The 14,205-nt window shown below is 70.6% G+C and carries 12 protein-coding genes; 3 read left to right on the top strand and 9 right to left on the bottom strand.

What is annotated here, in order from left to right; genetic code table 11:
• The first annotated feature begins 29 nt into the window (after positions 1-29).
• Together ACWD04_RS01800 and ACWD04_RS01805 are read left to right on the top strand one after the other, a co-directional pair.
• Entirely contained in the window at positions 30-881 is an 852-nt protein-coding gene (locus ACWD04_RS01800) for a transglutaminase family protein (protein WP_451126996.1), read from the top strand.
• 453 nt (positions 882-1,334) lie between these two features.
• Positions 1,335-3,128, top strand: a complete 1,794-nt coding sequence (locus tag ACWD04_RS01805) for a coagulation factor 5/8 type domain-containing protein (protein ID WP_451126997.1) — start codon at positions 1,335-1,337, stop codon at positions 3,126-3,128.
• Positions 3,129-3,178: 50 nt separating this feature from the next.
• Here the strand turns inward: ACWD04_RS01805 and ACWD04_RS01810 are convergent, their stop codons facing one another.
• The 5 genes from ACWD04_RS01810 to ACWD04_RS01830 form a co-directional block, all read right to left on the bottom strand.
• Positions 3,179-3,616 (bottom strand): VOC family protein, encoded by a 438-nt coding sequence (locus ACWD04_RS01810; RefSeq protein WP_451126999.1) that lies wholly within the window; start codon positions 3,614-3,616, stop codon positions 3,179-3,181.
• Positions 3,617-3,706: 90 nt separating this feature from the next.
• The gene (locus tag ACWD04_RS01815) at positions 3,707-5,755 is read right to left on the bottom strand and encodes a hypothetical protein (RefSeq protein ID WP_451127001.1); all 2,049 of its coding nucleotides are present in this window, start codon (positions 5,753-5,755) and stop codon (positions 3,707-3,709) included.
• Positions 5,756-5,930: 175 nt separating this feature from the next.
• Positions 5,931-6,392 (bottom strand): DUF6113 family protein, encoded by a 462-nt coding sequence (locus tag ACWD04_RS01820; protein WP_451127003.1) that lies wholly within the window; start codon positions 6,390-6,392, stop codon positions 5,931-5,933.
• The gene (mshB, locus tag ACWD04_RS01825) at positions 6,389-7,306 is read right to left on the bottom strand and encodes an N-acetyl-1-D-myo-inositol-2-amino-2-deoxy-alpha-D-glucopyranoside deacetylase (protein ID WP_451127005.1); all 918 of its coding nucleotides are present in this window, start codon (positions 7,304-7,306) and stop codon (positions 6,389-6,391) included. The genes ACWD04_RS01820 and mshB overlap by 4 nt, the downstream gene beginning before the upstream one ends.
• Positions 7,307-7,379: 73 nt before the next feature.
• The gene (locus tag ACWD04_RS01830; RefSeq protein WP_056793925.1) at positions 7,380-7,574 is read right to left on the bottom strand and encodes a DUF2304 family protein; all 195 of its coding nucleotides are present in this window, start codon (positions 7,572-7,574) and stop codon (positions 7,380-7,382) included.
• Positions 7,575-7,740: 166 nt separating this feature from the next.
• Between ACWD04_RS01830 and ACWD04_RS01835 the strand changes: the two genes are divergently transcribed.
• Positions 7,741-9,867, top strand: a complete 2,127-nt coding sequence (locus ACWD04_RS01835; RefSeq protein ID WP_451127007.1) for an alpha/beta fold hydrolase — start codon at positions 7,741-7,743, stop codon at positions 9,865-9,867.
• A 211-nt stretch (positions 9,868-10,078) separates the two neighbouring features.
• Here the strand turns inward: ACWD04_RS01835 and ACWD04_RS01840 are convergent, their stop codons facing one another.
• The 4 genes from ACWD04_RS01840 to ACWD04_RS01855 are packed head-to-tail and all read right to left on the bottom strand — an operon-like array spanning position 10,079 to position 14,151.
• Positions 10,079-11,263: an ABC transporter ATP-binding protein gene (locus ACWD04_RS01840; protein ID WP_451127009.1), complete on the bottom strand. Its 1,185-nt coding sequence runs from the start codon at positions 11,261-11,263 to the stop codon at positions 10,079-10,081.
• On the bottom strand, positions 11,253-12,230 hold the full coding sequence (locus tag ACWD04_RS01845) for an ABC transporter ATP-binding protein (protein ID WP_451127011.1): 978 nt from the start codon (positions 12,228-12,230) through the stop codon (positions 11,253-11,255). The genes ACWD04_RS01840 and ACWD04_RS01845 overlap by 11 nt, the downstream gene beginning before the upstream one ends.
• 12 nt (positions 12,231-12,242) lie before the next feature.
• The gene (locus ACWD04_RS01850) at positions 12,243-13,235 is read right to left on the bottom strand and encodes an ABC transporter permease (RefSeq protein ID WP_451127013.1); all 993 of its coding nucleotides are present in this window, start codon (positions 13,233-13,235) and stop codon (positions 12,243-12,245) included.
• Positions 13,228-14,151 (bottom strand): ABC transporter permease, encoded by a 924-nt coding sequence (locus tag ACWD04_RS01855; protein WP_451127015.1) that lies wholly within the window; start codon positions 14,149-14,151, stop codon positions 13,228-13,230. The genes ACWD04_RS01850 and ACWD04_RS01855 overlap by 8 nt, the downstream gene beginning before the upstream one ends.
• Positions 14,152-14,205: the final 54 nt, after the last annotated feature.

Consider the following 14,205-nt stretch of genomic DNA (forward strand, 5'->3'; position numbering starts at 1 on the left):
GGTGACAGCAGCAGGGACACGGGTCACACATGAGCGCTGAGGATCCCGGCACGGCCGGACGACGGCAGCGGTTCGCCGAGGAGGCGCGCGCCGAACGGCCCGACCTCGCGCTGCTCTGCCTGCTTCTGGGTGCGGAGGCCTCCCCGCCGTCGTCCGAGGACGCCGATCCGTACGGCATCGACGCGGCACAGATCGAGTTGGACCGGCTGGCCGGACTGCTCCCGTACGGAGCCCGCAGCGCCCGCGCCTGGGCGTCCGCGCTCGCCGGACTGCTCGGTGGGCGCTGCGGTTTCGCGGGTTCGTCCCAGGACTACCAGCGGCTGGACTCGTCGGTGCTCCAGCAGGTGCTGCGACGCCGCCGAGGACTGCCCATCCTGCTGTCCGTGGTCTGGATCGAGGTCGCCCGGAGGGCAGGGGCACCCGTGTACGGGGTGGCTCTGCCGGGCCACTACGTGGTCGGTTTCGGCGACCCGGCCGAGCGGGTGCTGGCCGACCCCTCCGCCGGCGGCGCCCCGTTGAGCGGCGAGGACGCGGAGCTGCTGGTGACGGGGGCGACCGGAACACCGCCGACGGCGTCGACGCCGGTGCCGGCCAGGCCGCTGGAGACGGTGCTGCGGATGCTGAACAACATCCGCGCCTGGGCGTCGGCGCGGCCCGAGCGTACGGACGTGGCGCTGTGGGCGCTGGACCTCTCCCTGCTGCTGCCCTCGCACCCGGCCAGACTCCGCTACGAGCGGGCCCTGCTCCTCGTGCAGCGCGGGGAGTTCCTGCGCGGGGCGGCGGAGATGGACGAGTACGCCGAGATCGTCGACGGCATCGAGCCGACGGCCGCCGAGGCCATCCGCCACCGCGCCCAGGCCGCCAGGGCGCTGCTCAATTAGCGCGGACCCGACAGCGGGCGGGCCTCCGGTAACGGCCTTCGGCTCGTCGCCCCGGACGGTGAGTGTTCTCGGCCGGCACCCCGGCGTGCCGAACTCGGGAACACCGGGGGACCCGGCTCCGCCGGGTGGACGCACCTTCCCGCTCCGCACCATCGGTTCGCGTGGCGCATCATGCGAGTCCGCTACGCGAACCACAGCGCCCAGAACGCCGGAGCGGGTGGCCGGGCGGCCATCCTGTGAACTCACCCGGGGTGTGATCTGAGAGCAAAGCATCGCAATTGCCGTACGCCCGCCGTCATTTATTGACCGGGCGGCAATCGAACGAGGCTCCAGACGCACACCTCTTGACGTGTCCAGGGCGACACCGGTTACATCGCCCACAAGAGAGAGCGCTCTCTCATCGCTCTCAAGGTTCCGTCGTGCCTCCGTACCACGACCCAGGAGACGTCACCCATGCACGTTCCCCCCACGAACTCCGCACCCCCCACCACCCCCCGCCGACACCGCAGGTCCAAGACGCTCGGTTTCGCCGCGCTCGCCGTTTCGCTGCTCATGGCCTTCCCCACAGCCCAGGCAGCGTTCGGCAACGAGGCCCAGAAGGTGCCCGGCGGGGGCGACCTCGGCCCCAACGTGCTGGTCTTCGACCCTTCGACCCCTGACATCCAGGGCAAGGTCGACGAGATCTTCAAGAAGCAGGAGTCGGCGCAGTTCGGCAGCGACCGCTACGCGCTGATGTTCAAGCCGGGCACGTACGACGACATCAACGCCCAGATCGGCTTCTACACCTCCATCGCCGGGCTCGGACTGAACCCCGACGACACCACCTTCAACGGTGATGTCACCGTCGACGCCGGCTGGTTCGACGGCAACGCCACCCAGAACTTCTGGCGCTCGGCCGAGAACCTGGCCCTCAACCCCGTCAACGGGACCAACCGCTGGGCGGTCTCCCAGGCCGCACCCTTTCGCCGTATGCACGTCAAGGGCGGCCTGAACCTCGCGCCGAACGGCTACGGCTGGGCCAGCGGCGGCTACATCGCCGACAGCAAGATCGACGGCCAGGTCGGCCCCTACTCCCAGCAGCAGTGGTACACCCGCGACAGCTCCATCGGCAGCTGGGGCAACGGCGTCTGGAACATGACGTTCTCCGGCGTCGAGGGCGCCCCCGCCCAGAGCTTCCCCGAACCCCCGTACACCACCCTGGACACCACCCCCGTCTCCCGCGAGAAGCCCTTCCTCCACCTCGACGGCGACGACTACAAGGTCTTCGTCCCCGCCAAGCGGACCGACGCACGTGGCACGACCTGGGCCGACGGCACCCCGGAGGGCGAGTCCATCCCCCTCGACCAGTTCTACGTGGTCAAGCCGGGCGCGACCGCGCAGACCATCAACGCGGCCGTGGACCAGGGCCTGCATCTGCTGTTCACCCCGGGCGTCTACCACATCGACGAGACGATCGAGATCGACCGCGCGGACACCGTCGCCCTCGGTCTGGGCCTCGCGACGATCATTCCGGACAACGGCGTGACGGCGATCAAGGTCGGCGACGTCGACGGCGTCAAGCTCGCCGGACTCCTGGTGGACGCGGGACCGGTCAACTCCGAGACGCTCATCGAGGTGGGCCCCGACGGCGCCTCGGGTGATCACTCGGCCAACCCGACCTCGCTGCAGGACGTGTTCGTCCGTATCGGTGGAGCGGGCCCCGGAAAGGCGACCACCAGCATCGTCGTCAACAGCAACGACACGATCATCGACCACACATGGGTCTGGCGCGCCGACCACGGCGACGGAGTCGGCTGGGAGACCAACCGGGCCGACTACGGCGTCCACGTGAAGGGCGACGATGTGCTGGCCACGGGCCTGTTCGTCGAGCACTTCAACAAGTACGACGTCCAGTGGTCCGGCGAGAACGGAAAGACGATCTTCTTCCAGAACGAGAAGGCGTACGACGCCCCCGACCAGGCCGCCATCCAGAACGGCGACATCAAGGGCTACGCCGGCTACAAGGTCGACGACTCCGTCACCACCCACGAGGGCTGGGGCATGGGCAGCTACTGCTTCTTCAACGTCGACCCGACCATCCGTCAGCAACACGGGTTCCAGGCGCCGGTGAAACCCGGAGTGAAGTTCCACGACCTGCTCGTCGTGTCCCTCGGGGGCAAGGGACAGTACGAACACGTCATCAACGACACCGGATCCCCCACATCCGGTGACACCACCGTCCCGTCACAGGTGGTGTCCTTCCCGTAGAGCCGGGCGGGGCGGGGACCGGCCGCGAGCGCGGCCGGTCCCCGCCCCGTTCAGACCACGCAGAACTCATGGCCCTCCGGGTCCGCCATCTCCACATGGTCGGGCCGCCCCTGCAGCTCGTGCACCCGGATCACCGTGCCACCGGCGGCCGTCAGCCGCTCCACCGCCTCGGCCACCCGGGGCCACCGGATCTCCCACGGGGTCTCCCGGCCACCGCCCGCCCGCACATCGAGGTGCAGCCGGTTCTTCGCCGTCTTCGGCTCCGGGACCTTCAGGAAGGACAGGCTGGGGCCCGCACCGTCCGGGTCGGAGAGATAGGCACCGTCGTCCCACTCCTCCTCCGGGACGTCGTGATGGCTGAACCACTCCTCCCAGCTGCCGAACCCGGCAGGCGGTGGCTTTGCCACGTACCCGAGCGCCTGCGCCCAGAAGGCCGCCAGCGCCTTCGGGTGCGCGCAGTCGATCGTCAAGCTCCATGGGGTGGACACGGAACCGTCCCCTTCCGATGAGGCCGTACGACGCCGCCCCTGCCCGGAACTCCGGGCGGGGGCGGCGTCGTACGGGTGTGGCGGAGCCGGTCAGCCCGCGCCGGTCAGGTCGATCGCGACGGTGCGCTCGGCGGGGGTCCTGCCGAGCAGCGCGCTCTGCATGGCCTGGGCCACGTCGGTGGCACTGACCTGGTGCTGCTTCCCGTCGCCCTTGGTGATCATGATGCCGTCGAAGACCCCGTCCAGCAGGGTGTCGATCGCTTCCCTGTCGTAGGCGGGGACCAGCTTGCCGTCGACCGGCTTCATGGAAAGGATCTGCGGCAGAGACCTCGCGGGGCCGAAGTCGATCTGCTTGGGCCCTGCCTTGATGGTGACCAGACCGGACATCGCCGGCTCGGCGAACTCCTTCATCGCCCGGTCCAGTTCGGCCTTGGTGATGGTGGGCTCGGTGGCGGCCACCGGCAGTTGGACATCGGCCGGTTCACCGGTCTGGACCTGCGTGCGGTAGGCATCGCGTACGAAGATCATCGACCGGTTGACGTCCAGCGCCTTCCCGGACTTGCCGGGGACGGCCACGGCCTTGTTCGGCTCGAACTTGATCGTGCCGTCGTTGGCGGCGCCGGAGATGCCCGCCAGGTCGGTCAGCGCGACTCCGAGCTTCTCCTCGTCGACCGGGATCACCGGGTCGGCGGGGCGTGCTCCGCCGAACAGAGAACCGATCACGGAGACCGGGTTGTAGTCGCTGCCCGCAGCGCCACGGACGGTCTCCTGGCTGTCCAGGGTGAGACCGGCCTTCTCAGGAGCGAGCTTCTCCTCCTTGCCGTCCACGGACAGCTGGAGAGGGGACCGGGCCCGCTCGCCGAGGGCGGCCTCGAGCTTGGTGACCGCTTCTTCCTTCGTGCCGCCGCCGATGTCGACGCCGAGCACGGTGGTGCCCTTGGGAACCTCTGAGTGGTTCATCAGCAGGCCGGCGCCGTAGGCCACGCCGGACAGCACGACGACGGCCACGCCCAGGAGGACCAGCTTGGAGCGGCCCTTCTTGGCAGGCGGCGTGGCCTTCGGAGCGGGGGCGGACGCCCGGACTCCCGTGTCCGCCGGTCCGCCGCCCAAGGGGCCTTCGGCCGGCCGGATCCCGCCGGGCCCGCCCGGGAACACCGAGCGGGGCTCCGAAGGGATGACCGGGATACCGCTGGTGAGCGTGTCGCCCGAGACATTGCCGCCGGAGCCGGACCCGGGGCCCGGCGCGGGAGCCTGCGGCGTCAGGATCGCGGTGTCGTCCGACATGCGCGGAGGTACGCCGCCGGGGCCGCCCGGCCGGGGGCCGGACGGGCCGCCAGGAGCCGCCGCGCCGGCCGCACCGGGAAACGGGCCGAGGTTCGGCGTCAGCGACGAACTCCCGGTAGCCGGACCGGTGGTGGGACCGGAGGGACCCGGGCCGACCGGAGGCCGCAGGCCGGGGTCCGGCGTGGGAAGGGGACCGGCGTCGAGGTCGTCGAGGCTGTCGAGGGCGCTGCGTCCGGGACGGGGAGCGCCGCCCGGGAAGGAGGGCGAGTCCGGGCGGGGCAGTGTCGGGCCTGGGCCACGACCCTCGTCGGCAGGACCGCCGGATGGGGCGCCACCGGAGCCGGGGCCCTGACCGGGTGCTCCGGAGGCGGAGGCGGCGGGTGCCGCGCCCGTACCGGGCACGGGGGCCGGCGCCTTGCGCGGGGCGAACCAGTCGCTGCCGCTCTTCTCCCTGGCCGGCTTCTCGGCCGGGCCGCCGTCACGCGCGTCCGGGCCCGCGCCGGGTGCCCCACCGGATGACGGCGCGGGTGCGCCGGGCCCCAGGGTGCTGCCGGTTCGCTCGGCATGTGGACGCACGCCGGACGGGTCCGTGTCGCTCATCGGCGTACGCATGACGACAGGCGGGATCGGCCGCGAGCCCGGGATGTTGATCCGGATACGCGTCGTCAGCGTCGTCTCTGTTCTGGGCTCCTCGGGCCGAGGCGGGTCCACAGGCTCCGGAGTGTCCTCCGGCCCGTCCTGGGACGGGTGCAGCGACGGATACTGGCGTGATCCGTACGGCGGCGTACCCGAGGGGTACGCGGCTCCGCCGCGCCCCTGGGGCCCGGAGGACGAACTGTCAGTTTCACGACTCAAAGCAGGTTCTCCCGATCGGCTCCGCCGCCCGTACTTCCCCCGTGCCGCAGGCCAGGGGACGGCTCGGCGCGCGCACCACCATACTGGCCGCCGCCGTAAGACTCTCCGCGCCCGGGGGAGACAAGGATGCACCCACTGCCGCGCGGAAGGGCAATCGGGGAGCGGACATACCACATCACGAGCCGGATCGGCCGGTGTCCTTGGCCGGATAAGGCAGCCGCGGCATCGTGGCGCACATCACAGCGACAGCCATCCCTCCGAGCATGAAGAGCGCGAGGCCGAGCTCCTCACCGAAGACGTAGTCGCCCTCGGGCCGCCCGCCGAGGAGGACGATGACGGCGATGAGCCACCCCACCGCCGGTGCCAGCGCGCCGAGCTGGGTTCCGGTCACCACCCGGCCGCCGTGGAACAGCCCCGCCGACGCGGCGAGCGCGAGCAGCAACCCGCCCGGGAACAGGGCCGCCTGGAGGAGGGTCCCCGCCAGCCCGACGGCCGCGCCCAGCACCGCGAGGCCCACGTACAGGGGAATCCGTGCGGATTTGAGGGGCGCGGCGAGACCGGTGGGCACGGGGCTCCTGGGCGGGGCGTGGGTACGCGGCGACTGCGACGAGGCACGCCGCCTCTGCCTGCTGCTCATGTCAGTGCTCCTGGTGCGGGGGCCGCGTCCGGCACGCCCGCGAAGAGGTCGTGCTCGCGGACACCATCCTCGCCGCCGGGTACGCCGCGCACCAACTCGTAGTACTCGGTGGTGAGAACGGGCTGCCCCAGGTCGTTCGAAAGAGCGAAGAACGGCCCGTCCACCGCGATCTGGGTGGCATGCGCCCGCATCGCGGCGGTCTTCGCCGCGGCGTACGCCGATCCGTCGATCTCCGCCGTGACCTCCGCGTCGTCCACCACACCGGGGACGTCGTCGATCGCGGCGATGCCCGGGAAGGCGTCGGGGGCGGTACCCCGCAGCCGCGCGAAGGCCTCCTCGGCCACGGAACGGGGCACCCGGTTCCAGTAGACCTTGGCGACGGTGTGCGGGGACCCTGCTCCGGCGTCGTACGCGGGATCTGCGGCCAGGTCCACCGCGCGCATCGCGACGCGGTGCGCCTGGATGTGGTCGGGGTGGCCGTAGCCGCCGTCGGGGTCGTAGGTGATCAGGACCTGGGGGCGCAGGGAGCGGATCACCCGGACGAGGTGGCCGGCCGCGTCGTCGAGTCCTGCGGCCCAGAAGGCATCGGGCCTGTGGTTCTGCTCGGTTCCCATCATCCCGGAGTCCCGGAACCGGCCGGGGCCGCCCAGGAACCGGTGGTCGGCGACCCCGAGCTCCCGCATCGCGGCGGCGAGTTCGCCGATGCGGTGGTCGCCCAGGCCGCCGTCCCGGTCAGCGGCGAGGTGCGCGAGGTCCGGTGGGATGACCTCGCCCTCCTCGCCGAGGGTGCACGTCACCAGGGCGACGTGGGCGCCCTCGGCCGCATACCTGGCCATGGTGGCGCCGTTGTTGATCGACTCGTCATCGGGGTGCGCGTGCACCAGGAGCAGACGGCGGGCGGGAAGGTCCTTCATGGGACCACCCTACGAGCAGGCCGCCCTCCGGGCCGAACGCCCACGGTGTCCGGGGCGCCCGGCGGCGCACCCGTCAGAACTTGATTCCCCCGATCATGCCTGCCACGTTCGACGTCACCTCCGAGATGGTCGGGGCGATCGACGAGCTCGCCATGTAGAAGCCGAGCAACATGCAGACCACCGCGTGTCCGCCCTTCAGTCCGGATTTCCGGATCAGCAGGAAGACGACGATCGCCAGCAGCACCACCGCCGAAATCGAGAGTGCCACGGCGGTTCACCTCCATCAGTACGGTCGGGACAGGCAGCACACATGGAGCCAGCGGGTTCCTACCCACCGAGCGCTACGGATCATAACTATCCGTGCCGCCGCATTTATCGGGGCACAGCAGCACGAGGGGCGCACGGACCGGCCGTCGCGGACTAGGTTCGGAGCCATGACCTCGAAGAAGCTGTCTTTTCCCCGCCAGCACGCGCGGACCCAGCGGTTCACTCTCGGCGCACCCCGGGCCTTCACCGTCTCACCGGATGGGACGCGGGTGCTCTTCCTCCGGTCCTCCTCCGGCACCGACCGGACGAACCGGCTCCTGGTGCTGGACACCGCGACGGGAGAGGAGCGGATCGCCGCCGATCCCGATGCCCTGCTGGGCGGTTCGGCGGAGAAGCTGTCGCCGCAGGAGAGGGCGCGGCGCGAGCGGACCAGGGAGGGATCGGCGGGCATCGTGGGCTACGCGGTGGACGACGCGGCCGAGTTGGCGGCCTTCGCGCTCTCCGGCAAGGTGTACGTCGCCGAGTTGAGGGCGGGTACGGCGCGCGCCCTGCCTGTACCGGGGCCGGTGATCGACCCGCGCCCCTCCCCCGACGGCCGGCACATCGCCTACGCCGCGCGGGGCGCGCTGCGCGTCGTGGGGGCGCAGGGCGACGGGGACCGGCCGGTCGCCGAGCCGGAGGACGCGCACACCTCGTACGGCCTCGCGGAGTTCGTCGCGGCCGAGGAGATGAGCCGCTACCGCGGTTTCTGGTGGTCGCCGGAATCGGACCGCCTGCTGGTCGCCCGGGTCGACGACAGCGCCGTACAGCGGTGGTGGATCGCCGATCCCGCGCACCCCGGGAGCAAGCCCGCCGAGGTGGGCTATCCGGCGGCGGGGACGGCCAACGCGGAGGTGCGGCTCTTCGTGATGGGCCTGGACGGTACCCGCACCGAGGTCGTCTGGGACCGGTCCCGCTTTCCCTATCTGGCGCGGGTGCACTGGTCCTCGCACGGCGCCCCGCTGCTGCTGGTGCAGGCCCGCGACCAGCGCAGCCAGCTGCATCTGGCCGTGGACACGGAGAGCGGCTCGACCCGCACGGTGCATGTCGACGAGGATGGAATCTGGCTTGATCTTTTCGCCGGGGTGCCGGCCTGGGCGCCCGGGGGGCGGCTCGTGCGGGTCGCCGACGAAGGGGGCGCGCGGGTGCTCTCGGTCGGGGACCGGCCGCTGACGGGAGGCCAGTTGCACCTCCAGGCGGTGCTGGACATCGGGGAGTCGGACATCCTGGTGCAGGCGGCCGCGGGCGAGGACGCCGCCGACCCGGAGACGGGACAGAGCCATGTGTACCGGGTCAACGAGCTGGGCGTGGAGCGCGTCAGCGAGGGCGTCGGGGTGCACTCCGCAGTGCGCGGCGGCGGCGTGACGGTGCTGGTGTCGGCCTCTCCGGAGCGCCCGGGAACGGCCGTACAGGTGCTGCGTGACGGCAAGCGGATCGCCACCGTGGCGAACCTCGCCCAGGAGCCGGTCCTGTCCGCGAGGGTCCGGCTGACGGAGGGGGGCGCACGGCGGATCCCGTGCGCCGTGCTGCTCCCCACCGGATACAAGGAATCGGATGGTCCGCTTCCGGTCCTGATGGATCCGTACGGCGGCCCGCACGGCCGCCGGGTGGTCGCCGCTCACAATCCGCACCTCACGTCCCAGTGGTTCGCGGACCACGGGTTCGCCGTGATCGTCGCGGACGGCCGGGGCGCACCGGGCCGCTCGCCCGGCTGGGAGAAGGCGGTCAGGGACGATCTCACCCTCACCCTCGACGACCAGGTCGAGGCGCTGCACGCCCTGGCCGGGCGCTTCCCGCTGGACCTTTCGAAGGTGGCCATGCGCGGCTGGTCGTACGGCGGCTATCTCTCGGCGCTCGCGGTGCTGCGGCGCCCCGACGTCTTCCACGCGGCCGTCGTCGGCGCACCGGTGACGGACTGGCGGCTGTACGACACCCACTACACCGAGCGCTATCTCGGCGACCCCGCGAAGCAGCCCGAGGTGTACGCCCGCAACTCCCTGGTGACCGACGAGGGCCTCTCCGAGCCGGCCGAGGAGGTGCGGCCGATGATGATCGTCCACGGCCTGGCCGACGACAACGTGGTGGTCGCCCACGCGCTGCGGCTCTCCTCGGCGCTGCTGTCCGCCGGACGCCCGCACGAGGTGCTGCCGCTGAGCGGGGTGACGCACATGACCCCACAGGAGCAGGTCGCCGAGAATCTGCTGCTGCTCCAGGTGGACTTCCTCAGGAGGTCGCTGGGGCTGCCCCGGGCGTAGCAGCGGCTGTCACCAGCCGGGCGGCGGGGAGGCGGGCGGCGGTGGCCCTGCGGGGAAGGGCGGACACGGGTAACCGGCCGGGGCGACGTGATGAACGCCCCGGCCGGTTCACGGCACCCGCACGGCCGTACGCTCTCTATGGTGCGAGGTTCGTATATCGGTGTGACGGCGGTCAAGTTGCCTCTGTGTTAACGGATATGAGGCTCGTTTGTCATTCTTTGTCATACCGGTCGTCCCCGTCATATCCGTCGCCCCCGCCGCCCCCGGGCGTCTCCCGCAGATCTTCCTGCGGCACCACCTGTTTCTCCTCGGCGAAGTGGCACGCGGAGTCGTGCCGGGCGGGTGTCCCCGATTCCCGGAAGACCGCCGGAACCGCCAGCAGCGGCACTTCCAGCTCGCACCGCTCCTGGGCCTTCCAGCACCGGGTACGGAAGCGGCAGCCGGACGGGATGTTCGCCGGGGAGGGCACATCACCGTGCAGGATGATCCGCTCGCGATGCTCACGGGCCGTCGGGTCCGGCACCGGGACGGCGGACAGCAGCGCCTGGGTGTAGGGATGCGTGGGGTGTTCGTAGATCTCCTCGTCCGTGCCGATCTCGACGATCCGGCCCAGGTACATGACGCCGACCCGGTCGGAGATGTGCCGGACGATCGACAGGTCGTGCGCGATGAAGACGAAGCTCAGGTGGAATTCGGCCTGCAGCCGGTCCAGCAGGTTGACGACCTGGGCCTGGACCGACACGTCGAGCGCGGAGACCGGTTCGTCGGCGACGATGATCTCGGGGTTGAGCGCGAGGCCGCGGGCGATCCCGATGCGCTGGCGCTGGCCGCCGGAGAACTGGTGCGGATAGCGGTTGACGTACTCCGGGTTGAGGCCGACGACGTCGAGCAGGTCCTGCACCCTCTGCCGACGGCTCCCCTTGGGCGCCACCTCGGGGTGGATCTCGTACGGCTCCCCGATGATGTCGCCGACCGTCATCCGTGGGTTCAGCGAGGTGTACGGGTCCTGGAACACCATCTGGATGTTGCGCCGCACGGCCTTCAGCGCACGGCCGGACAGCCGGGTGATGTCCTCGCCCTTGTAACGGATCGCGCCCCCGGTCGGCGGCTCCAGGTGCACCATCATCCTGGCGACGGTCGACTTCCCGCAGCCGGACTCCCCCACGATGCCGAGCGTCTCGCCCGCCTCCAGGTCGAAGTCCACGCCGTCCACGGCCCTGACCGCGCCGACCTGTTTCTTGAAGAGGACGCCCTGGGTCAGCGGGTAGTGCTTGACCAGGCCGCGCACCTGAAGGATCGGCTCGCCCTCCGCGTACCAGCGGTCCTCACCGGCTCCCCGTGCCCCTGCCTGGAGCACGGAACCGCCGCCCCCTCGGCCGGTGTCGTCAGCGTGCATCGAGCGTCTCCTTCCAGAAGTGGCAGGCGCTCCGGCGTTCCTCGTCCACGGCGTAGAGCGGCGGCACGTCCGTACGGCACACGGCCTGGGCCATGGGGCAGCGCGGGTGGAAGGCGCAGCCGGGCGGGATGTGCATCAGGTTGGGCGGCAGCCCCTTGATCGCGTACAGCTCCCGGCCCTTCTGGTCCAGGCGCGGGATCGACCGCAACAGGCCCTTGGTGTACGGGTGGGCGGGCGCTTCGTAGATCTCGTGCACGGGTGATGTCTCGACGATCCGGCCCGCGTACATCACGGCGATCTTGTCGGCGACGTCGGCGACCACGCCGAGGTCGTGGGTGATGAGGATGAGCCCCATGTTGAGCTCGCGCTGGAGCTCCGCGAGGAGCTCCATGACCTGGGCCTGGACGGTCACGTCGAGGGCGGTGGTGGGTTCGTCGGCGATGATCAGAGAGGGTTCCAGCGCCATCGCCATGGCGATCATGATGCGCTGGCGCATGCCGCCGGAGAACTGGTGCGGGAAGTCACCGACCCGCTGGCGGGCGGCGGGGATGCGCACCCGGTCCATCAGCTCGATGGCCTTGGCCTTGGCGTCTCCACGGGACATCCCTCGGTGCACGACGAACATCTCGCCGAGCTGCTGCCCGACGCTCAGCACCGGGTTCAGCGAGGACAGCGCGTCCTGGAAGATCATGGCCATCTCCTGGCCCCGGATCCTGCGGCGCGCCTCGGGCTTGAGCTTCAGCAGGTCGTGGTCCTTGAAGAGGATCTCGCCCCCGCTGATCTTCCCGGGCGGCATGTCGAGGATGCCCATGACCGCCTGAGCGGTGACCGACTTGCCCGAGCCGGACTCGCCGAGGACGGCGAGCGTCTCCCCGGCGTCCACGCTGTAGTCGACCCCGTTGACGGCCTTGGCCACGCCGTCTCTGGTGTGGAACTCCACGTGCAGATCGCGCACTTCGAGCAACATGGCAGCGACTCCTCAGCGCAGCTTGGGGTCGAGGGCGTCGCGCACCGCGTCGCCGAGCATGATGAAGGCGAGCACGGTGACGGCCAGCGCCCCTGCGGGCCAGAGCAGCATGTGCGGCGCGTTGCGGACGTACTGGGAGGCGGCGGAGATGTCGATGCCCCAGGAGACGGCAGGCGGCTTCAGTCCGACACCGAGGTACGACAGGGTCGCTTCCAGCGAGATGTACGTCCCCAGGGCGATGGTCGCGACGACGATGACGGGGGCGATGGCGTTGGGCATGATGTGGCGCAGCATCAGCCGTGAGTTCGAGGAGCCCAGCGCCCGGGCCGCCTGGACGTAGTCGTTCTGTTTGACGGTGATGACGGAGCCGCGCGCGATACGGGCGATCTGGGGCCAGCCCAGCAGCACGATGAAGCCGATCACGGGCCACACGGTGGAGCTGGTGACGACGGACAGGAAGACCAGTCCGCCGAGGACCACCGGGATGCCGAAGAAGACGTCCGTGATGCGGGAGAGCACGGCGTCCCACGCCCCGCCGAAGAAGCCCGCGAGGCCGCCCAGCACGCCCCCGAGCAGGGAGACGCCGAGGGTGGAGAGGACGCCGACGGTCACCGAGGTCCGGGCGCCGTAGACGGTGCGGGTGTAGACGTCACAGCCCTGGCCGTCGAAGCCGAAGGGATGCCCGGGCTGGGAGCCCTCCTGCGCCTTGGAGAGGTCGCAGTCGAGGGGGTCCTGGTCCGCGATCAGCGACGGCCAGATCGAGATGATCACCAGGAACAGGATGACCAGCCCGGAGATGATGAAGACCGGATTACGGCGCAGATCGCGCCAGGCGTCGGACCAGAGGCTGCGCGGCTTGCCCGTCGGCCCGGTGCCTTCAGGGCCGCCGGGCGTCTTCTCCAGCGTGGTGCCCTCGTCCATCGCGAGGTCCATCGCCCCGCCCGCGCCGGCCCCCGAGATCGCTCCGCCGCCCGTCCCTTCGTCCCACGGTTTCTGCTCAGGCATAGCGGATCCTCGGGTCGAGTACGGCGTACAGGAGGTCGACGATCAGGTTCGCCGCCAGGAAGACGAGGACCAGCACCGTGACGAACCCGACGACGGTCTGGGAGTTCTGGCGGAGGATGCCCTGGTAGAGCTGGTAGCCGACGCCGTGGATGTTGAAGATCCGCTCGGTGACGATCGCGCCGCCCATCAGGGCGCCCACGTCCGTACCGATGAAGGTGACGACGGGGATGAGGGAGTTGCGCAGCAGGTGCCGCACGACCACCCGGCGCCTGGGGAGGCCCTTGGCCACGGCGGTACGGACGTAGTCGGCACGGAAGTTCTCGGCGATCGAGGTCCGCGTGAGCCGGGTGACGTAGGCCAGCGAGACGGACGCCAGGACGAGCCCGGGCACGATGAGTTCGTCCACCGGCGCCTCGGAGGAGACGGACGGCTTGATGATGCCCCACTCCACCCCGAGCAGGAGCTGGAGCAGCAGGCCGGTGACGAACGTCGGTACGGCGATGACGACCAGGGTCAGGATCAGCACCACGGTGTCGACGGGTCGCCCGCGGCGCAGTCCGGTGACGACGCCGAGGCTGATGCCGATGACGATCTCGAACACGATCGCGACGATGGTGAGCCGGATGGTGATGGGGAAGGCTGTACCCATCAGTTCCGTGACCTTCTGCCCGTTGAAGGCCGTGCCGAAGTCACCGGTGAAGATGTTGCCCATGTAGGTCAGGTATTGCTGCCAGACCGGCTTGTCGAGCCCGAATTCGGTGCGCAGCTGGGCGGCGGTCGCGGGGTCGCACTGACGGTCGCCGCAGAGGCCCGCGATGGGGTCGCCCATCACGTTCACCATGAGGAAGATCAGCAGCGTGGTGCCGAAGAAGACCGGGATCATCTGCAGCAGCCGCCGGATCACATAACGTCCCATGAAGGGCTCCGGGGGTCGGGGCGAACGGGCGGATGGACCGGAAAACCGCGCGGC

The sequence above is a fragment of the Streptomyces sp. NPDC002911 genome, from assembly GCF_053591835.1.